This window comes from Amycolatopsis thermalba (genome assembly GCF_003385215.1).
Taxonomy (GTDB): Bacteria; Actinomycetota; Actinomycetes; order Mycobacteriales; family Pseudonocardiaceae; genus Amycolatopsis_E; species Amycolatopsis_E thermalba.
The window spans coordinates 45,885-66,353 of record NZ_PQHW01000029.1; the positions used below are offsets into that span (position 1 = coordinate 45,885).

Genomic DNA, 20,469 nt, shown 5'->3' on the forward strand with positions numbered 1-20,469 from the left:
ATATACGCCCGAAGTGGTGAATTAAAACACCATCCACTTGCGGGGTGGCTTGGTTCTGTTTCTCGGATTTGGGTTCGGTTGCTTTCCGTGGCGGGCTTGTCACGGTCGGCTTGGGGTGGGCGGCTGATGGAGCACTCACAGCCGCGCGAGTGGACAGTTGGTGGCCGCGTGAGTGGCCCGGTGGTGGCTGTGCGAGTGGCCCGTTGGTGCTCCGCGCGAGTGGTCCGCTGGCGGCTGTGCGAGTGGACCGGTGGTGGCCGCGCGAGTGGGCCGGTGGTGGCCGTGTGGATGGGCGGGTCGTGATCGTGTGAGTGGGCCGGTCGTGGCCATGTGAAACGGCCACCCGTGGCCCCCACGAGCGGACCGTTCGTGCCGAAACGTGAAGGCGAGTGCGCACCTCGTGGCCCCCGAGGGGATCGTTCGTCCCCCACGAGTGGACGCCTCGTGAGGTGATCAGTGGCCCTCTCGTCGGCAAAACGCGACGACTGGACCAGTGGTGACAGCACGACTGGACCATCCATGCACCGATCGCCAGGCGGTCACCACCAGGCGCAGGCCCATCGCCACGAACAGCCCGCCTCCCCGGACAGCAACCAAACCCCTCAAACCCGCGCCGGTTCGAAGCGCACCAGTAGTCCGGGTCGTGCCTGGGCCGCTTTGTCGACATCCTCCGTCACCACCACCGCGATCACCGGGTAGCCGCCCGTCACCGGGTGGTCGGCGAGGAACAGCGTCGGCTTGCCGGACGGCGGTACCTGCACCGCCCCGGTGACCATCCCCTCGCTCACCAGCTCGCCGTGTCGCGCGCGCGGCAGCACCGGGCCCTCCAACCGAATGCCGATCCGGTTGCTCTCCGACGTCACCGCGTACGGCTGTGCCAGCAGCGTCCGCAACGCCGACTCCGTGAACCAATCGTCCCGCGGGCCGGGCAGGATTCGCAGCGCCAGTTCGTCCGACGGGGGCGCCGCCACGGGCGTGAAGCGCGGCGGCGCCGGCGACGCGACAGCCGCACCCAGTGGCAGCACCATCCCCCGCCGCAAGGGATCCGGGCCCAGGCCGGACAACAGATCAGTCGCCCGGGAGCCGAGTACCGGCTCCACCGCGATGCCGCCCCGCACCGCCACGTAACTGCGCATCCCGGTCGCCGGCCAGCCCAGCCGGAACTCGGCCCCGGCGGGCACCCGCAGCGCCGCGTTCATCGGCGCGCCCATCCGGTCGATCGTGATCGGGCACGGCGCGCCGGTCACCGCGATCGTCACCTCGGCGGTGGCCCGCGCCGCGAACCCGCCGAAGGTCACCTCGATCGCGGCCGCACCCTCACCGTTGCCCGCCAAGCGGTTCGCCAACCGCAGCGAGGCCCGGTCGGCGGCGCCGGACTCCGTCACGCCGATGTCGGCGTACCCGGGCCGGCCCAGGTCCTGCACGGTCGACAACGGACCGCTGTCGACGACCTCGAGCACGGCGGCCATGACAACTCCGATTCGTTTCGGGTGCCGTGACCGTACTGATTGTTGAACGATCCTGCAAGAGGAATCTGTGACAGAACAGCCCGAAATGTCAAAAACCGAACGGGTCGTCCTGTCTCCGCGAAGCCGGACGGCACCGCGGGCACGGCGCCTCCCGCGAGGTGATCAGCCCGGTCGCCGGATCGACGTCGGTCTCCAGGATCCAGCCGCCCGAGTCCCCGCACGTCCGGCAGAGGGTGCTCGTCTCAGCCATGTCAGCCTGCCCGTCTTCCCCCTCGATGGTCGTTGCCCCACCCGAGTGTGCGCCGTCGCACTGGCGGATCGGCGGCACCAGTCTGACCGTCCCGCGAGATCGAATCCGCAGGTCAGCGGGCCCGGTACGGCGGCACCACTGCGGTGCTGCGGAAGTCCACAACGGACTCAGGAGACGTAGGCCTGCAGCCGCGCGGTGCGGGACTCCTCGCGCAGCTTGCCCAGCGTGCGCCGCTCGATCTGGCGGATCCGCTCCCGCGTGACGCCCAGCTCGCGGCCGACCTCCTCGAGCGTGCGCTGGCGGCCGTCGTCCAGACCGCAGCGCAGCCGGATCACCTGCTGCTCCCGCGGTTTCAGCGTGGACAGCAGCTCGTCGATCTCCCGCCGCAACACGTGGTACGACGCGGGCACCCCGGGCCGCCCCGGGTGGCACAGCAGATCCGCGAGCACGCTGCTGCCGTCCGTGCCGACGGTCTGGTCCAGGCTGATCGGCTCCTCGTTGTAGGAGAGCAGCTCGATCACCTGGAACGGCGTCAGGCTCAGCTCCGCGGCGATGTCCGCGTGCCCCGGCTCCCGGCCCAGCCGCGTGGCCAGCTCACGCCGCGCGGCCAGGACCCGGTTGACCTGCTCGGCCAGGTGCACCGGGATGCGGATGGTGCGGGACTGGTCGGCCAGCGCGCGGCTGATCGCCTGCCGGATCCACCACGTGGCGTAGGTGGAGAACTTGAACCCGGGCGTGTAGTCGTACTTCTCCACGGCCCGGATCAGCCCGAGGTTGCCCTCCTGGATCAGGTCCAGCAGCGACATGCCGCGGCCGGTGTAGCGCTTGGCGATGCTCACCACCAGCCGCAGGTTCGCCTCCAGCAGGCGGTTCTTGGCCTCCCGGCCCTCCTCGGCGATCGTGCGCAGGTCGGCGTGCCGTTGCGGGTCGAGCACCCGCGTGGTCGCGAGCACGTGCTGGGCGTAGAGCCCGGCCTCGATCCGCTTGGCGAGCGTGACCTCCTCCTCGAGGGTCAGGAGGTCGGTCCGGCTGATGCCGTTGAGGTACGCCCGGACCGGATCGGCCGGCTCGAAGAGCGGTGGGGTCACCTGCCGTTGCCTCCGACGAGCCAGGGGAGTCTGGTACGCCTAACAGAGTGGCCGACCGCCCTGGCACGGAACCGACAGCCCGGCGAGGTGCGTCGAAGGGAAAAAGGCCAGGTCATGGGAAACCCGGCCGCGCGCGAGTGCGGTACGGTGCGGGTCGGCTACGGGTCCGCCGTGAGCGCCGCGGATTTTCGTGCGGTGATCATGGCCGGGTCCGGCGATATCGTTGGCTGGTGGAAGGGGCTCCGCAGGTGATCACGACTGGCCAGCAGCCGCAGGCCGCCGCGCAGTTCGACGCGCGCGGCGGCGGCTCCGCCGAGCTGCGCGCCCAGGCCAGGGGCCAGGCGTGGTTCCGGCCTGTGCGTGGCCGCGGGCGGCTCGGCGTGGTGAGCCTGGCCCGGCTGCTGGCGTTCGAGATCGTGCTCGTGGTCGTCGCCGCGGTCGGCGTGCAGGAACTGTGGGCGCTGATCGCCGCGGGCGTCATCGGGCTCGCGGTGATCGTCGGCATGTTCGGCCGCTCGAAGGGCCGCTGGTGGACCGAGAGCCTGATGCTGTGGATGGGTTTCCGGTCGCGCCGCGGCACCTCGGGCGAGATGCGGGACGACCCGCGGCTGACCGCGCTGTGCGAGCTGGCGCCGGACCTGGTCGTCGAGGACATCGACGGGCCGGGCGAGGGCAAGCTGGGCATGGGCAGCGACGAGGCGGGCTGGTTCGCCGTGCTGGAGGTGACCGGGGGCGCGGACGTGGCGACCCCGCCGGTGCCGCTGGCCGCGCTGGCCCGCACCGCCGCCGAGGCCGAGCAGGCCGGCGTGGTGATGCAGGTCGTGACGCACTCGGTGCCCGGACGCGAGCCGGGCACCCGGGACCGCGCCCTGTGGGTCGCGGTGCGGCTGGACGCCCGGGCCGTGGCCGAGTCGATGATCGACTCGCCGGGCGGGCGCCTGGACGTGCCCGCCGTGCTGGCCGAGATCACCCGCCGCGCCGAGCGGGTGCTGCGGCGGCGCGGGCTGCGGGCGCGGATGCTGACCGCGGACGAGGTCGTCGACGCGCTCGCCCGCTCCTGCGACCTGCTCCCCGGCGGCGGTCCGGCGCGCGTGCACGAGGCCTGGGAGTCGTGGCACTCCGCGCGCCTGACGCACGGGTGCTTCTGGATCCAGTCGTGGCCCGAGCCCGACCGCGGCACCAACCTGCTCGCCGCGCTGGCCGAGCTGCCCGCGGACCTGGTCAGCATCGCGCTGCTGCTGGAGCCCTCCTTCGACGGGACCACCCTGCGCTGCCTGGTCCGGGTGGCGGCCACGGCGCAGCGGTATCCGCAGGTGTGCGACCTGGTGCAGACGCTGGCCGGGCGCAACGGCGCGCGGGTGTCCCGTTTGGACGGTCAGCACGGCCCGGCCGTGTATGCTTCGGCACCGAGCGGGGGAGGTGCACGATGAACGCCGGACAGTACCCGCCGTCGCGGCCTCAGCCGCCCGCGCAGGCGATGCCGCGGCCCATGATGCCGCCGGCGCAGGCCCAGCCCGGACCGCCGCCGGTGCAGCAGCAGCACGCGCCGATGCCGCCCGGACAGGCCGTGCTCGGCGCGCCGGCCGTGCCGCAGGCGCCCGCCGTGGTCAACGTGCCCGCCCCGGCGCAGACGCAGCAGCAGGGTTCCGCCGAAGCCGCGGCCGCCGCGACGACGGTCGAGGTCGCGCGGCCCGCGCTGGCGGTCGGCGTGCCCACGCCGATGCCGCCCCAGCCGCCCGGCCCCGGCCCCGCCGGTCCCGCGGCCGGCGCCGCGCGCGAGCACCGCGACTGGCGCACGCGACGGCACCGCTCGATCCCGCGGCTGCGGATCGGCGCGCACCACGCCTCCGACGCGGCGCTGGAGTTGCTGCAGGTGTCCGCGTCGTCGGTCGGGCTGCCGCTGGGGCGGGACCAGAACGGGTTCCCGGTGGCGCTGACGTTGTTCCGGCCGGAGCCGGTGTCGGTGAGCCTGATCGGCGGCGCCTGGGCGGCGCGGCTGATGGCGTTCCGCGCGCTGCGGGCCGGGGCGCGGCTGCTGGTGTTCTCGCAGCACCCGGCGGACTGGGTCCAGCTGGGACAGTCGGCGACCGGGCGGACCGACCGGGTCGCGGTGCTGGCGCCGGGTTCGCCGCCCGCGGTCACCGCCAGTGCCGACGCGCCCGTGCTGTGCCTGCACGACGCACCCCAGTCGCAGAGCGAGCCGGAGGCGTGGCAGACGAGGGTGCTGCTGCACCGGCGGCTCACGCCCGAGCGGGTGGGCGCCGTGCCGGGCTCGGACCTGGTGCTGATGCAGCGGCTCACGCCCAACGAGGCCTCACTGCTCGCCCCGGCGCTCCGGCTGACCCAGCGGACGTCGCAGCAGTTGCAGATGCTGCGGGACGACATGCTGGCCGTGCTCGCGGGGGAGACCAACCACTACGTGTGGGTGGACCCGGCGCCGGCCGAGCGGGCACGCCTGGGACGGCCCGGGCGGTTCTGACTCCGGGCGCGGGAAGGCCGAACCGCCTGCCGGTCTTCCCGCACCCGGTCCGCCCGCCGCGTGCGTTCGCGGCCGGATGTTCCGGTTCTCGGGCAGTGCAGTGCGGCCGCACTCCACCCCCAGGAGAGTGCGACCGCGCAGCTCCCCGGAAGGGTGATCGCCGCCTGAAGGGGCGCAACTCGTCGTCCGGTGCGCCGGTCCGCAATGGATCCGGCGCACCGGACAGCGGTTCAGTTCCGTCCGTCCAGAGCGGACGGTTCCGCGGGCCGGTACCGCCTCTCCCGCTCCCCGGTCGCGACGACGGGGCCACCCGGCGTCGCGACCTCGAAGACGGCCTCGTCGGTGACCGGCGCCTTCTCGTCCTTCCGGACGACACGCTGGGCGCGATCGGCGTGCACGACCGGCCTGGCGTGCCGGTCCGGAGCCGTGACCACCGGCACCGGCGCCTGCAGGAAGTCCGGGATCTCCCCGGCGGAACCGGCGACGTACTCCTGCGCCGAGTACCGCCCGTCGAACACCGGCGTCGTGCTCACCGGCAGGTTCGCGACGAACTCCGACTGCTTGCGGTCGCCCTGCGTCTTCCGGCGCTTGCGTTCGGCCTGCCACTCGCTGAACGTCTTGGCCGGCGCCTTGCGGTGCGGGTTGGACAGCACCGGCGGCGCGCCCACGCCCGGCGGCAAGCCTTCGCGGGTCCCGCTGGGTGCTTCCTTCGCGCTGCCACCGCGCTTGCTGTCGTTGTTGAGCACCGGCGCGGTCGACGGTGGCGGCTGGAAGGCCGGCGGCCGCTCGGACAGGTCGCTCATCAGCGGTGCGCCGGGCCGCCGACCCGCCTGGACGTCGCGGCCGTTCGGTGCCTGGCCGCCCGGCGGAAGCGGCGGGGCCGAGCCCGCGTTCGGGCCCATCGCCGACTCCGCGCCCGGCGGTACGGGCGGCGCCGACTGCACGGCCTGCCGGAACTCCGAGCTGGCTGCCAGGCTCAGGTGCTCGTCGAAGGGCAGCGCGGTGTCGAACGTGGGCGCGCCGGGCTGGTTGCCGCCCGGCTCCTTGCTCTGCGGTTGCTGCGGCACCTGACCGCCCGGCGGCGGGGTGATCGTGCCCGGCGGGTACGGGCTGCTGTTCTGGCCGAACGACGGCGGGGCGCCCGGAGCGGTCCCCGGGGTGGGGGTCGACGTGGTGTTCAGGCCGAGCGTCGACGGGACGTTGTTCGGGGCCTTGCCGGAGAACAGGTTGGGAGTGGCGCCGTTGTTGCCGAACGAGGGCGCGGCCGGCGCCTTGCCGCCGCCGAACCCGTTCGTGAACATCGGGGCCGCGCCGGCGAGGCCGAGCAGAGCCGGATTGATGCCGGGCGCGTTCCCGGGCGGCGGCGTGCTCGTGAACCCGTCCGGCGGTGTCGGCGCGGTCGGCGCCGGACCGGGCGGCGTCGGCGCGACCGGTGCCGGGCCGGGGGGCGCTGTCGGCGCCTGGTTGCCGTTGAAAGCCGGGTTGTCCGTGGGCGCGTTGTTCCCGTTGAAGGCGGGCGAGTCGCCCGGGGCCTTCGGCGCGTCACCGGGTGCGTTGGGCGCGTTCCCGGGCACATCGGGGGCACCGCCCGGAGGGGCGCTCGGCGCGCCACCCGGCGGTGTGCCGGGCGCGCCGGGCGCGCCGATCGTCGGCGGACGCGGCGCGCCGGTCGCCTCCGGGTGCAGGATCGCGTTGAGGAGCTCGATTTTCGGCGCGTGCGCGGACTGCAGCTTGTAGATGTAGGGCGCGTACTGGCCCGCGATCGTCTCGGCGAGTTCGCGCGCGTCCTTGTCGTACTTCTCGGTGACCTTGTTGCCCGCTTCGAGCTTGTCCTGCGCGTTGCCGGGCTTGGTGCCGACCTTCGCCTCGTAGAACGCGCCCATGTCGTGGGTCGCGTTCTCCATCGCGTCCTTCTTCTCGGCCTTGTAGTCGTCGTACAGGGCCTGCATCTTGGCCTGTGCCTCGTACATCGTGTTCGACAGGCCGTACAACGCGGTGCTGTTCCGCAGCGCGGCGTCCTGCCACTCGCGCAGGTGCGCCAGCACCATGCCGACCTTGGCGAGGAAGACCTGTTTGGCGGCGGGGGACTTCCAGTGGTCGGCCAGCGTCTGGGTCTGCTCGCGCAGGTTGTCGGCGACGGTTTGGAGCGCCAGCTGGACGTTGCCCCACTGCCGGGCGCGGTCGGCGGTGGTGCCCGGCTGCTCGCCCTTGACGATGGCGAGGTAGAGCGACTCGATGCCCTCCGTGGAGAAGTCGTAGTTCTTGCAGACCGCGGGAGGCGAATCCTTACCGATGTCGTAGTAGCCCCCACCGACACCGGTGCCGATCTTGCTCAGGTCGTAACCGAAGTACTCGTCGCCCATGCTCGTCACTACCCCCCTGGTATCGAGCGTCGTGCCTGGTCGAGTTCGGGATGGCCCTGCCGCACATCGGCGCCGGTGGGCAGGTCGTGCTGGGCGCCGACCGTCCGCTGGTCGGTTTTCGTGGGGACCTTCTCGTCCCTGTTGCCGTCCCGGTCGACGTCGTTGACGTCCTTCTGCATCGACTCGCTGTAGTACTGGCGGGAGTGCGTGCCGTCCTGGTGGTTGTACGTGACCACGTGCTGGCTCTTGGCGGGGGCGTCGGACTTGACGGGCTTGCCGTCCTTGTCGTAGCTCTGCGACGTCGTGACCTGGTGGACGACGTTGGGGTCCGAGTCCGTGTCGTGCTTCGTCGTGCGGCGTGTCTCCCCGGCCGGCGCACCGTTGTAATAGGCGGTGGTGACCGTCGTGGTCTCGTGGTCGCCCTTGGTCGAGGTGATCATGTACTGACGGTTGCCGTTCTTGTCGTCCAGGTACTCGGTGGTCACGTTGCCGTTGGTCTGGACGGTGCGGATGCCGCCATCGGGAGTCCGGAACGTGGTGATCGTCATGTTGCCGACGACGATCTGGTTGAGCTGCTCGTCCTTCCCGGTCTGTGTCACCCCGGTGCCGGCCGGTGGCGTCAGGTACTCCGCGACGGTCTTCTTCTCGTCCAGCCAGGACGGGACGCCTTCCGGCTTCTTGGCGCCGTCCATCCGGAAGGCCCACTGGAGGACTTCGAGCATCGCGGAGTTGCCGCCGTCCATGTTCTCGAAGAAGTCGCCGAAGATGTAGCCGACGGACTCGAGGACCTTGACGTCCTGGTGCGCGTCGGGCATGAACATCCCGAGTTCCTGCGCGTTGCGGTCGGCGAAGGCCTGCATGTCCTGGCCCGGCTCGAACATCGTGGACATCAGCATGTCCTTGCCGCCGGGGCCCTGCAGCGCCGACTGGGCCGACATCATGTCGCTGTTCAGGTCGGCGGCGATCAGGCCGAGGTTCTTGGCGTAGTTGCGGAAGTTCGTCGGATCCAGCTCGAGCTCGGCACCTTTGGCAGCCCACTCGGCGGATGGGACGGTGCCCGGTTCGTCCGGTATCGGTGCCACGATGTCCCTCCCAAACGTCGTGAAGCCCAGCTCGGGTGGCGGGGGCCCGCCGGGGGTAGGGGTCGGCGGCCCCCCGCTTCCCTAGCTAACCACCTCGAGTCAACTCCGGTGGATCACTGTCTCAGGCCTGTGGAGGCAGCTCGGCGAGCTGCACCAGCCGCGCACCCCCGCTGCGGGTGATCAGCCAGCCACGTCCCGGCGGCAGCTTCTGCGGCCGGATGTTGCCCAGCAGCGGACCCTCCTCGCGGTTGCCCGACATCAGGATCCCCGGCGAGGCCAGGTCCCGGATCCGGGCGATGACCGGGTCGAACATCGCCCGCGCGGCGCCACCGCTGCGACGGGTGACCACCAGGTGGAGGCCGATGTCGCGGCCCTGCGTCATGTACTCCAGCAGCGGTGCGAGCGGGTTGTCGTGCGGGTTCGGGGCGACCAGGTCGTAGTCGTCGACCAGGATGAACAGTTCCGGGCCGCTCCACCAGCTGCGGGAACGGAGCTGTTCCGGCGTGATGTCACCTCCCGGCAGTCGCTTCTGCATCGCGTCGATGGTCAGACGCACCATTTCCTGAACGGTTCCGCTCGCGGTCGCATAACCGATCAAGTACTCGTCCGGGATCAGGCCGAGCAGGCTCCGCCGGAAGTCGATGAGGGCGATCTGGGCCTGGTCGGGCGTGTACCGGGCCATGATGCTCGTGGCCAGCGCCCGCAGGAACGTGCTCTTGCCGGATTCGACGTCGCCGAACAGCACCAGGTGCGGTTCGGCGGTGAAGTCCAGGCCCACCGGCTGCAGGTCGGCCTCGGAGATCCCGATCGGGATGCCGTTCTCGTCCGGCGCGGGCAGCGCCGAGTAGGGCAGCATCGGCGGGAGCAGCCGGACCCGCGGCGCGGGGGCGCCGGGCCAGGCGGCGTTCACCGACGCGACGAAGTGCTGGACGCCGTCGGCGAGGTCCTCCGCGGTCTCCTTGCCGTCCACCCGCGGGACGGCCGACAGGAAGTGCGCGCCGTCCGGCGACAGACCACGCCCGGGCGCCTGTTCCGGGACACCCGCGGCCTGCCGCCGCCCGATCACCGAGTCCACCGGGTCGCCCAGGCGCAGCTCGAGCCTGCTGCCGAACATGTCGCGCAGGTTCATCCGCAGGTCCATCCAGCGGTTGGCGGTCGCGATCACGTGCACGCCGAACGCGAGGCCGCGGTTGACCACCTCGGCGATGTCGGCCTCCAGGTCCTCGAACTCCGCGCGCAGGGTGCCCCAGCCGTCCACCACGAGGAACAGGTCGCCGAACCGGTCCTCCGGGAACCGGCCCTCGCGGCGCAGCTTGCGGTAGGTCGCCATGCTGTCGATGCCCTGCTCGGCGAACCGCTGCTCCCGCTCGGCGATCAGGGTGCGGGCCTCCGCGACGCTGCGCCGCACGCGGTCGACCTCGCGCCGGGTCGCGACCCCGCCGACGTGCGCCAGGTCGCGCAACGCGGTCAGACCGCCACCGCCGAAGTCGAGGCAGAAGAACTGCACCTCGGACGGGGTGTGGGTGAGGGCGAGGCTCGCGATCACCGCGCGGACCGCGGTGCTCTTGCCGCTGTGCGGGCCACCCACGATCGCGAGGTTGCCGCCCGCGCCCGACAGGTCCAGCCAGCACACGTCGCGGCGCTGGTCGGCGGGCCGGTCGATGATGCCGGCCGCCGCCCGCAGCGCGCCGCGGTGCTCCCGGATCCCGGTGGTCAGGCCGCGCTCGGGATCGGTGACCAGCGGTTCCAGCAGCTTGTCCAGCGTCGGCGGCTCGTTCAGCGGCGGCAGCCACACCTGGTGCGCCGGCACGCCCTGCCCCTCCAGCCGCTCGACCAGCACGTCCATCAGCGTCTCGCCCAGGTCGTCGGCCTCGGCGGGCTTCGGCTGCTCCACCGGTTTCTCCGCCAGCCGCGGACGCAGGTAGGCGGTCGAGTAGTCCTGCACCGGGTCGATCTGGCGGCCCTCGTCGTCGGTGCGCTGGATCGTGCCGCGCCGGTGCACCCCGGACACGTACGCCGCCTTGAAGCGGGTCAGCTCGTCCACTCCGGTCTTGAGGAAGCCGTTGCCGGGGGAGCGGGGCAGCTGGAACGCGTCCGGCGTGCCGAGCACGACCCGGCTCTCCATCGCGGAGAACGTCCGCAGCGCGATGCGGTAGGACAGGTGCGAGTCCAGCCCGCGCAGCCGGCCCTCCTCCAGCCGCTGCGAGGCGAGCAGCAGGTGAACACCGAGCGAACGGCCGACGCGTCCAATCTGGACGAACATGTCGATGAAGTCCGGCCGCGCGGTCAGCAGTTCGGAGAACTCGTCCACCACGATCAGCAGCGCGGGCAGCGGGTCGAGCGGCGCGCCCGCGGTGCGGGCCTTCTCGTAGTCGCGCTGCGAACCGTAGTTGCCCGCCTTGCGCAGCAGCTCCTGCCGCCGCACCAGCTCGCCGCCGATCGCGTCCAGCATGCGGTCCACCAGGTGCAGCTCGTCGGCCAGGTTGGTGATCACCGCGCTGGTGTGCGGCAACCGGTCCAGCTTGGTGAAGGTGGCGCCACCCTTGAAGTCCACCAGCACGAAGTTGAGGATCTCCGAATCGTGGGTGACGGCCAGCGCCAGCACCAGCGTCCGCAGCAGCTCGGACTTGCCGGAGCCGGTGGCGCCGACCAGCAGGCCGTGCGGGCCCATGCCGTCCTGCGCCGACTCCTTGAGGTCCAGCTCCATCGGGCGGCCGTCGGCGGTGATGCCGATCGGCACCCGCAGCCGGTCCCGGTTGGACCGGGTCTCCCAGCTCTTCGCCAGCTCGAACTCGTACGGGTCGCCGAGTCCGAGCAGGTCGGTCAGCTCCAGCGACCCGGACAGCGGCTGCTCGCTGGCGGTCAGCGCGGACAGCCGCAGCGGCGCGAGCGTGCGCACCAGGCCGCGCATCTCCTCGATGCCCAGCCCGTCGGCGGTGCCGATGTTGCCGGCGCCGTCCATGGTGCGGCTGGTCAGGTTGCCGTCCGGGGAGATGTCCAGCACCAGCGTGGCCGCGTCGAGCAGGCGCGGCGGCTCGCCGGAGAGGTCGATGACGGTGACGCCCTCGACGCCGCCCTCGATCATCAGGTGCTCGGACCCGCCGACGTCGCCGCCGTCGACGAACACCACCACGTGCGTCGAGCCCTCGATCGGCTGCGTGCCCGGGTTGAACCGCGGCCGGTTGGCCACCACGTCGTCGAGCATCGCCTCCAGCGCCGTCACGCTCGGCGCCACCAGCCGGATCTGGCCGACCGCGTCCGTCTTGGACGGGTGCAGCGCGTGCGGCAGCCACTTGGCCCAGTCCCACAGCTCGCGCTCGCGCACGCAGAACGCGGTCAGCACGTCGCCCGGCGCGTGGAACGTGCCCAGCTGCGCCACCAGCGCCCGCGCCATCGCGCGCTTGCGGTCGTCGTCACCGGTCAGGTAGATCCGCGAGAACCCGCGCAGCGCGACCGCGACCGGCAGGTCCGGCACGGTCGAATAGGTGGTCACGAACTTGCGCAGCGCCATCGCGCACAGCGGTTCCAGCTCGTCGATCGGCTTGGTCTCCGGCGGCACCAGCGGCGTCGCCAGCTCCTGCGAGCCCAGCCCGATCCGGATGACGGTGAAGTCCCAGTCGCCGGGGCGGCGCTCCCACAGCCGCGCGCTCTGCGCGGTCGACCACAGCCGCGCCGGATCCGGGTGGCGGTAGAACATCGCCGTGCGCTGCTGGTCGATCGTGTCCCGCACCTGCGCGCGCAGCTGCGACAGCCGGCGCATGTACCGGCGGCGGTTCGCGATCATCTCCTGCTTGCTCGCGCCCTGCCCGTTCTGGCTGATGATCTGGAACAGGATCATGCCGAGCACCGCGACGCCGTACAGACCGCCGGCGACGTACATCAGCGGACCGGACCGCCCGGCGCCGATCAGCAGCGCCATGCCGCCGGTGCCGGCGAGCATCGGCAGGATCATCAGCACCCGCGACCAGCTCTTGCCCGCGGGCGGCGGGTTCTCGGGTGGGGGATCGAGCACCACGTCGCCCGACGGCAGGTCAGGCGCGGGCCGCCGGAGTGGCCGCTTGACTATGATCGTTCCCAAGACCGAAAACCTCCCGAGCGCCCGGGTGCGCCAGCATAGAGCTTTCCGCCAGCCTAGTGTCGCGCTTTAATGGATACTCTCCCAGCCGGGCTCGGGGTCCAATTTGGAGGTAGGGGCAGCATGACGTCGGCGATGGGCACGACCCTCGCGAAGGTGAGCATCACCACGCCCAAGCGCGGGATCGACGTCGCGCTCCCGGAGAACGTGCCGGTCGCGGAACTGCTCCCGTACATCCTGCGCCACGCGGGCGAGGACGCGCCGGACACCGGCGAGCAGCACGGCGGCTGGTCGCTGCGGCGGCCCACCGGCGAACGCCTCGACGGGCAGCAGACGCTCGCCGCGCAGCAGGTGCGCGACGGCGAGATCCTGCACCTGGTCCCGGGTCCGGTGGACTGGCCGGAGATCGAGTACGACGACCTGGTCGAGGCGATCGCCAGCGGCGCCCGGCGCTACGGCCGCAGCTGGGGCCGCGCCGCCACCCGGCGGGCAGGGCTCGTCATCGCGGCGGTGCTGCTGTGCGGGGGCAGCCTGGTGTCCCTGTTGTTCGAACCACCGTGGCTCGACGCCGGCCTGATCACGCTGGCCGCCGCGGTGGTCCTGACCGCGCTGGGCATCGTCGTCGCGCGCGCGGTGCCGGACGCTTACGCGGGCGCGGTGTTCGCCGGATCGGCGCTGCCGTACGCCTTCCTCGGCGGGTACCTGCCGACCGCGCCGGACCACCTGGGGCTGTTCTCCTTCGGCTCCGCGCAGCTGCTGCTGGGCGCCATCTCGCTGCTGGTGTTCGGCATCGTCGGCTACCTCGGCGTCGGCGCGACGAGCCGGGTGTTCGTCGCCGCCATCACCACCGGTTTCCTCGGCGCGCTGGGGGCGTTGTTCGGCGGCTGGATGGACCCGGACGCGGCCGGCGCGCTGGTCCTGACCATCGCGATCGGTCTGCTGCCCGGATATCCGTGGCTCGCGCTGCGGCTGGGCCGGGTGCCGCTGCCCGCGCTGCCGCAGCGGTCGGCCGACCTGCTCAACGACGAACCGCACCCGGCCACCCCGGCGGTGTTCGACGCGGCCGCCCGCGCCGACGAGCTGCTCACCGGTTTCCTCACCGGCGCCGCGCTGATCAGCGCGTGCGCGGCGATCCCGCTCGCCGCGCACGCCGGCGGGTCGCGGCTGATCATGCTGATCCTGGCGTGCGCGGCGCTGCTGCTGCGCGCCCGGCTGTTCCCGGTGCCGCGCCAGCGGATCCCGTTGCTGGTCGCCGGGCTGTGGGTGTTCGCGCTGCTGGCCGCCTGGTGCTTCGGCACCGCGTCGGGCAACGGCGGGCTCGGGCTGTTCCTGCTGGCGCTGGTGGTGCTCGCGCTGCTGGTCGCGGCCGCCGGGCTGGTCTACTCCCGCAAGAACCCCTCGCCGTGGTTCGGCCGCATCGCCGACATCGTGGACGTCATGGCTATCGTGGCCCTCATCCCGTTCGCGGGGTTCATCACCGGATTCTTCACCTACGTCCAGGGCCTCATGGCCTCGATCGGCTGAGGGATAGGCGTGCCCACTCGTCGCGACCAGCTGCAGGCCTACCAGTTCATGATGCAGCGGGTCACCTCCGCGCTCATCGTGCACGAGACCGATCCGGAGCTGACCCCGCTGCGGCGCGGAGTGGGCGCGGTGTTCGCCGGGGTCATGATCGCGGTGCTCATCGCCGCGGGCTTCGGCGTGTACGGCGTGTTCACCGGAGTCGGCGGCACGTCCTGGAAAACGGACGGCGCGGTGATCATCGAGCGGGAGACCGGCGCGACCTTCGTGTACCAGTCCGGGGAGCTGCAGCCGACCCTGAACTACGCCTCGGCGCGGCTGCTGACCAGCGCGGACAAGGCCGGGCCGCACCGCGTGGCCGGCAAGAACCTGGCCGGCCTGCCGCGCAGGCCCGCGGTGGGCATTCCCGGTGCGCCGGACTCGCTGCCGCCCGCCAGCCCGGCGACCGCGACGCCGTGGACGATGTGCTCGGTGCTGGGCCAGAACCTGGCCGGCGCTCCGCTGACCACGACCACGCTGATGGTCGGGCAGTCCATGCCGGGCGGGGTGCCGCTGGGCCAGCGCGCGATCCTGGCCAGCGACTCCACCGACGGCACCGTCTACCTGGTGTGGAACAACCACCGCTACCGGATCACCGACGGCGCGGTGATCCGCTCGGTGTTCGGCGCGCAGGCCGGTCCGGTGGACGCGGGCACGGCCTGGCTGAACGGCCTGCCGGTGGGGCAGGACATCGGCCGGATCGACGTGCCCGGCCAGGGTTCGCCGTCCGCCGTGCTCAGCGGGTTCGCCGTCGGTGACGTGGTCTACTACCCGCTGTCCCGCGGCGTGCAGTACTACCTGGTGCGGCAGGAGGGGCTGGCGCCGCTGACCGAGCTGCAGGTGCGGATCATCTCCGGCCAGTACTCGGTGCGGCCCAAGGAGATCACCGCCGCGGCCGCGACCGCCGCGCCCACCAGCAACGCGCTGGTGCCCGCCGAGGGCGAGGCGGCGCCGCCGGCGCTGCCCCCGGACCTGGTCACCGTGCCCGCCGAGGGCCGCGCCGCGCTGTGCTCGGAAACCCACGACGCCCGCACCGACCCGGTGATCTCGATCGGCGGCGACACGAGCGTCCTGGACCCGGCCATCGACACCACCGCGGAGAGCGGCACCGGCACGAAGCTGGCCGACCGGGTGCTGGTCCCGCCGGGCGGCGTCGCCGTGGTGCGGGTGCTGCCCTCGGCCACCGCGACCACGGGGGCGTACACGCTGGTCACCGACGCCGGCCTGCGCTACCCGGTGCCCGACGACAAGGTGCTGGGTCAGCTGGGGTACTCCGCGTCGTCGGCGGTCGACATCCCCGCCGCGCTCGTGCAGCGCATCCCGGAGGGCCCGACGCTGAACCCGTCGGCGGCGATGCTGTCGGCGGTCCCGTAGTCCACCCGCACCAGGAGCCGGTGAACTTCTGACGAGAAGTCTTGACCAGCGGTTTTGTCCCGTGTCAGGGTGGTACGGGGCGACGGGGGGTTGTCAGCCGCCGCGCCTACTCTGCTGGTAAATGTCCCGCGACATGGGGGGTGACAGGCGTGGCCCTGAATCTCGTACATGATCAAGTCACCAGGCTGAACCAGCTCCTCGCCGATGCCAAGACACGCGGCGAGGAGATCTGCAAGAGCATGCACGGCGACCTCGAGAACGTCGTCGGGTCGGAATGGGCCGGCAAGGCCTCGTCGACCGGTCAGCTCTCGTCGTCCGACCTGCTGGCCTTCTGGCACAGCAACCTCGCCCCGATCCTCGACAGGCTGATGAACGGGATCACGGGCACCCAGAACATCCTGACCAACCAGGACGACGACGACTCCAGCGCCATCAGCGCCGCCGCTTCGGGCATGAACTTCGGCCGCCTGTAGGCCGTCGCCCGACCTCACCGAAAGGGGACCGAGACATGGATGGACGTCTCAAGTACACGAGCATGGTGGGGGACGCCGGTTCGTCCAACATCAAGAAGTCGACCGACCTGGAAGACCTCTTCGACGACTTCATGGCGCAGGCCAAGGGCATCCTCGGTGCGGACTGGGAAGGTGCCGCCGCGAGCGCGTTCGAGCAGGCGCACGTGGAGTGGAACAAGCAGCTGGTCCAGTACGCCTCGACCCGCGCGCAGTTCGGCCAGGCCGTCATCAAGGCGATGGAGAACGCGTTCAACGCGGACCAGCAGGCGAGCAGGGCCTTCCAAGCCTGAGATCTCATCACCACCGCCGGTCCCGGAGCGTGTCCGCGCTCCGGGACCGGTTTGTCTCACGCTCGGGAACGCAGGGGAGGAATCGTTGTGCCAGGGAAGGACGTCACGACCGCTTGGGGCGGTCGCTGAACAGTTCCACCGGCGGCTCGGGACGCTCGTCCTCGGGCCGGTCCTGCGGAACGGGAGCCAGCCCGGCACGCCAGCGGCGGCGACGGCCGAGCGGTCCGAACACGACGATCGCGCTCACCAGCACCACGAGGGCGAAGCCGCCCGCGGCGAGGCCGAAGGCCCAGTCGTCGCTGCGGTCCTCAGCGGCTTGCCGGGCGGCGACGTCCGGCGGGATGGTCGGCGGGACCAGGGGCGGGAGCGCCACCGGGTTTCCCGCGGCCACCTGGTCGGACACCGCCTGGTACGGGTTCACCACGCCGTAGCCGTAGGAGGCGCTTCCGGTGCCTTCCGGGGCCGGTGCCGCCGTGGCGTACAGCCGTTTCGCGACGTCCTGATTGGACAGCTGGGGCAGGTGGGAGCGGACCAGCGCGACCGTGCCGGCCACGTACGCGGTGGCGAACTCGGTGCCGGCCACCGCGCCCAGTCCGGTGTTCGGGAACGTCGTGACGACGTTGGCGCCCGGGGCGACCAGGTCGACCGCCGTGGCACGCGAATCCTGGGTGACCAGCCCGCTCTCGGCGAGGGACCCCACTCCGATCACGCCGTCGTAGCCGGCCGGGTAGGGCACCAGGCCCGGTGCTTCGTTCGACTGCCGCTCGCCGACGGCGGCCACCACCACGATGTTGCGCGACAGCGCCCGCTGCACCGCGCCGCGCAGGGCACCGTTGTCCTCGTAGGTGATCGTCGGGACGGCGATGACGCTCGCGTTGCGGTCGACCGCCCAGTTGATCGCGGCGGCCAGGACCTGGGGCGCCACGCTCTCCCGCGGTTCGCGGCCCGTCGGGTACGAGTCGCCGACGACCTTCGCGGACAGGATCTGCGCACCCGGGGCCATGCCGTGGAACCCCACCACGGACGTGGGCTGCGCGGCGATGATGCCGCTCACCCCGGTGCCGGTGCCGAGACAGTCCGGGCTGCCGCTGGACTCTCCGATGTCCGCCGGCGCGAAGTTCGCCCGCTCGGCCAGATGCCCGGCGAGCTGCGGATTGTCCGCCGCACCGGTGCTGACCACGGCGACGCGCTGGCCGGCCCCGGTGGTCAGCGGCCACACCCGATCGGGTGCCAGCAATTGTTGCGACCACGGAACGGGAACCACGAGCGTCCCGGAAACGACACAGTTCTGCTGGGCCCGCGCGGCCGGCGGGGCCACCGCCACGACGGCGAGCCCGACGGCCGCGGTGACCAGTGCCGCACGGAGGCGCTTGGAGTTCACGGCGGCGATGCTAGCGGAGTGACCGGTGATCATGGCAATGTCGCCACTGTGCCGGATGGACGGAGGTAGTCATGAGTTCCCCTTCGGGGCGCGTGAATCCCGCGCTGATCGGCATGCTCGAGCAGATCAAGAAAGCCACCGAGGAGCTGCCGAAGGCCAGTCAGCGGATGATGCAGCTCACCGGGGTGGGCTGGTCACCGGACAGACTGGTCAAGGTCGTGGTGGGGCCGCGGGGACAGCTGGCCGACATCGACATCGATCCGCGCGTCTTCCGCAAGCCCGACGCCGCGGCGCTGCAGGCCGCGATCCTGGCCGCTTCCCGTGACGCCGTCACCGACATCAACCAGCAGCGCGAGGAGATCATGGCCGGGCAGTTCCCGGCCGACATGTACTCGCTGCAGCACGAGTTGCGCTCCAACGAGAGTGACACCATCGGCCAGCTGATGAACCGCCTGGACGCAGACATCTACGCAGAAGGGAAGGAAGACCGGTGAGCTACCTCGAGATCAGCACCAGCCCCGCGGAGATCCGCTCGCTCGGCGACCAGATCGCGCTCAACGGCGCCGACCTGGCGAAGCTGGCGAGCGCCGCCAACAGCGAGCACGACCAGAAGGTCGGCCCGGACATGTCCGTCTTCGGCAACGACGATCTCGGCAAGCAGTTCAAGCCGACCTACCGGGGCACCCCGGCGTCGACCGGCGTGCCGGGCTTCGACGCGACCAACGCGGGGCAGTTCTTCGCGTCGATGAAGCAGATCGGCGACGAGCTGGGTGACCTCGGCGGTGGCCTGCGGTCGGCGATCGACACGCAGATGGGCGCCGAGCTGGACAACGACGCGGAGATCAGCAAGATCAACCCGCCCGCCTGATCAGCCGAACCCACCCGTCCGAGAGGTCCGCCAATGGGAGTGCACAGAACCATCGATGATGGTTTCGCGTACTTCGCGCAGCTGTTGGCGGACTTCGGGGACGCGGCGGACGAGTTCATCCGCGACGTCAACGACTGGGTCGGGATCCCGGTCCTCCCGCCGATCGTCCGCGCGGCGATCGACGGGTGGCTCGGCGAGTACCCGGAGGCGCACCCGGACGACATCCAGCCCCTCGTCGACTTCTGGAGCGCCAAGGGCCTGGACCTGGCCGACCTGCAGACGCAGCTGGGCGCGCTCACCGAGATGGTGACGCAGGGCTACCAGGGTGCCGCACCGGCGCAGTTCAGCGCGGCGTCGACCCAGTTCAGCAAGGTCATCCTCGGCGCGGCCCAGAACGCCATGGAAATGGGGATGGGCGTCGGGCAGTTCCAGACCAGCCTCGCGCTGGCGAAGAACAGCTACGAGGTCATGCTGGTCATGACCGTCACGGAGATCGCCGTCTCGCTGGCCGCCGCGGTGCCCAGCCTCGGTGGCAGCCTGGCCGGCATCCCCGGGTCCATCACCGCGACGGGGCTCGCTTTGCGCGCCCTGATGCGCAAGGCGATCGCCGAGGTCGCCGAGATCTCGATCAAGCAGGCGATCAAGCAGTTCTCGATCAAGGGCGCCGGCGCGGCGATCGCCCGCGGCTGGCGGATCTACCTCGCGCACACGGCGGGCCGGATCGGGGCGCGTGAGGTCGAGCGCACCCTGATGCGGATCATGCCGCAGTTCAAGAACCCGGCCATCCGGAGGGAGATCGCCCAGCAGCTCGGACGCGGGTACGGCGGCCGGGAGGTGGCCGAGCGGATCACCCAGCGCGCGGTCCAGAAGGGCGGCCTCACGCCCGAGATGCAGCGCAGGCTCGCGGAGGCGGTGGCCACCCACGTCGCGCGGGGCGGCGCGGGCAAGGTCATCGGCCAGCGGCTGGTCGGCTACAGCGTGCGCAGCGGTGCGATGTACGGCGCGGGCGGCGCCTTGGGTGGCGAGGTCCTGACCGACATCGAGATGGGCGACAGGTACCGGGTCAACTTCACCAACGTCGCCGCGGGGTTCGTCGGCGCCTCGCTCGGTGGCGGTCCGCTGGCGCTGGCCGCGGGGCTGCCGGCGCACGTCATCCTCGGTGCCGCGGGTGGTGTCATCGGCCAGGTCGGGTCGGTGGGGTTCACCGCCGGCATGGACAAGCTGACGAACGCGGAGGGGACGCCGCACGACACCACCGCCCGGAACGCGCGCGGTGGCCAGCAGGCGGGGGAGGACCCGCTCAGCTGGGAGAACCTCAAGAAGGCCGCGCTCGGTGGCGCGATGGGCGGCGTGCAGGAGCTCTACGCGGGCGGCACGTCGATCAAGGAGTTCAAGAGCCACTTCTCGATGAACCTGGCCGACCAACGGCTGCTGGCGAACTTCCGCGCGGGCACCGACTTCTCGAACTTCATCGCGCAGCAGCCCGGGCAGGTGCCCGCGGGTGTCACGTGGACCGGGGACGGCGCCGCGCCCGCCGCGGGGCACGTCGGCGGTGGCGCGACCCAGACCGCGACCGGCGGCGGGACCGGCGGGTCGGGTGGGTCGGCGAGCACGTCGTCCGGCTCGGGTGGCGGGTCGAGCAGCGGCTCGGGTTCGGCGACCCGGGGCGGGGCGGCGT

Annotated in this window: 16 protein-coding genes; 9 read left to right on the top strand and 7 right to left on the bottom strand. The window is 71.8% G+C overall.

Annotated elements, in window-relative coordinates; all coding sequences use genetic code 11:
- Positions 1 to 602: 602 nt before the first annotated feature.
- The 3 genes from D0D15_RS14480 to D0D15_RS14490 form a co-directional block, all read right to left on the bottom strand.
- Positions 603 to 1,469 (bottom strand): 5-oxoprolinase subunit C family protein, encoded by an 867-nt coding sequence (locus tag D0D15_RS14480; RefSeq protein ID WP_094004896.1) that lies wholly within the window; start codon positions 1,467 to 1,469, stop codon positions 603 to 605.
- 88 nt (positions 1,470 to 1,557) lie between these two features.
- Positions 1,558 to 1,719 carry a hypothetical protein gene (locus D0D15_RS36320; protein WP_167481508.1) on the bottom strand — a complete coding sequence of 54 codons (162 nt, stop codon included), beginning with the start codon at positions 1,717 to 1,719 and terminating at the stop codon, positions 1,558 to 1,560.
- 167 nt (positions 1,720 to 1,886) lie between these two features.
- A complete protein-coding gene (locus D0D15_RS14490) occupies positions 1,887 to 2,807 on the bottom strand; it encodes a sigma-70 family RNA polymerase sigma factor (protein WP_094004898.1) in 921 nt (306 codons plus the stop codon).
- Between the two features lie 230 nt (positions 2,808 to 3,037).
- On the opposite strand from D0D15_RS14490, the gene D0D15_RS14495 reads away from it, so the two are divergent.
- Positions 3,038 to 4,237 (top strand): type VII secretion protein EccE, encoded by a 1,200-nt coding sequence (locus D0D15_RS14495; RefSeq protein ID WP_233157189.1) that lies wholly within the window; start codon positions 3,038 to 3,040, stop codon positions 4,235 to 4,237.
- Positions 4,234 to 5,286, top strand: a complete 1,053-nt coding sequence (locus D0D15_RS14500) for a hypothetical protein (RefSeq protein WP_094004900.1) — start codon at positions 4,234 to 4,236, stop codon at positions 5,284 to 5,286. Before D0D15_RS14495 ends, D0D15_RS14500 begins: the two co-directional genes overlap by 4 nt.
- A gap of 230 nt (positions 5,287 to 5,516) precedes the next feature.
- On the opposite strand, the gene D0D15_RS14505 is transcribed toward D0D15_RS14500, so the two are convergent.
- From D0D15_RS14505 to eccCa, 3 genes are all read right to left on the bottom strand, one after another.
- Positions 5,517 to 7,658 (bottom strand): hypothetical protein, encoded by a 2,142-nt coding sequence (locus D0D15_RS14505; RefSeq protein WP_094004901.1) that lies wholly within the window; start codon positions 7,656 to 7,658, stop codon positions 5,517 to 5,519.
- A complete protein-coding gene (locus D0D15_RS14510) occupies positions 7,658 to 8,731 on the bottom strand; it encodes a hypothetical protein (RefSeq protein ID WP_094004902.1) in 1,074 nt (357 codons plus the stop codon). The genes D0D15_RS14505 and D0D15_RS14510 overlap by 1 nt, the downstream gene beginning before the upstream one ends.
- Positions 8,732 to 8,852: 121 nt before the next feature.
- Positions 8,853 to 12,809, bottom strand: coding sequence for a type VII secretion protein EccCa (gene eccCa, locus D0D15_RS14515; RefSeq protein ID WP_115944498.1), 3,957 nt, complete (start codon positions 12,807 to 12,809; stop codon positions 8,853 to 8,855).
- A gap of 120 nt (positions 12,810 to 12,929) precedes the next feature.
- Here eccCa and eccD point away from each other — a divergent pair, with 120 nt between their 5' ends.
- The 4 genes from eccD (at position 12,930) to D0D15_RS14535 (ending at position 16,542) form a co-directional block, all read left to right on the top strand.
- A complete protein-coding gene (gene eccD, locus D0D15_RS14520) occupies positions 12,930 to 14,330 on the top strand; it encodes a type VII secretion integral membrane protein EccD (protein WP_094004904.1) in 1,401 nt (466 codons plus the stop codon).
- 9 nt (positions 14,331 to 14,339) lie between these two features.
- Positions 14,340 to 15,740, top strand: a complete 1,401-nt coding sequence (eccB, locus tag D0D15_RS14525; RefSeq protein ID WP_115944499.1) for a type VII secretion protein EccB — start codon at positions 14,340 to 14,342, stop codon at positions 15,738 to 15,740.
- A gap of 149 nt (positions 15,741 to 15,889) precedes the next feature.
- Positions 15,890 to 16,213: a hypothetical protein gene (locus D0D15_RS14530; protein WP_233157190.1), complete on the top strand. Its 324-nt coding sequence runs from the start codon at positions 15,890 to 15,892 to the stop codon at positions 16,211 to 16,213.
- Positions 16,214 to 16,248: 35 nt separating this feature from the next.
- Entirely contained in the window at positions 16,249 to 16,542 is a 294-nt protein-coding gene (locus tag D0D15_RS14535) for a WXG100 family type VII secretion target (protein ID WP_233157191.1), read from the top strand.
- Positions 16,543 to 16,645: 103 nt separating this feature from the next.
- On the opposite strand, the gene D0D15_RS14540 is transcribed toward D0D15_RS14535, so the two are convergent.
- A complete protein-coding gene (locus D0D15_RS14540; protein WP_233157192.1) occupies positions 16,646 to 17,923 on the bottom strand; it encodes a S8 family serine peptidase in 1,278 nt (425 codons plus the stop codon).
- Between the two features lie 71 nt (positions 17,924 to 17,994).
- On the opposite strand from D0D15_RS14540, the gene D0D15_RS14545 reads away from it, so the two are divergent.
- From D0D15_RS14545 to D0D15_RS14555, 3 genes are all read left to right on the top strand, one after another.
- Positions 17,995 to 18,417, top strand: coding sequence for a YbaB/EbfC family nucleoid-associated protein (locus tag D0D15_RS14545; RefSeq protein WP_233157193.1), 423 nt, complete (start codon positions 17,995 to 17,997; stop codon positions 18,415 to 18,417).
- The gene (locus tag D0D15_RS14550) at positions 18,414 to 18,791 is read left to right on the top strand and encodes a hypothetical protein (RefSeq protein WP_094004909.1); all 378 of its coding nucleotides are present in this window, start codon (positions 18,414 to 18,416) and stop codon (positions 18,789 to 18,791) included. The genes D0D15_RS14545 and D0D15_RS14550 overlap by 4 nt, the downstream gene beginning before the upstream one ends.
- A gap of 33 nt (positions 18,792 to 18,824) precedes the next feature.
- Positions 18,825 to 20,469 (top strand): WXG100-like domain-containing protein (locus D0D15_RS14555; protein WP_208646176.1); only part of this gene is annotated, 1,645 nt, incomplete at its 3' end.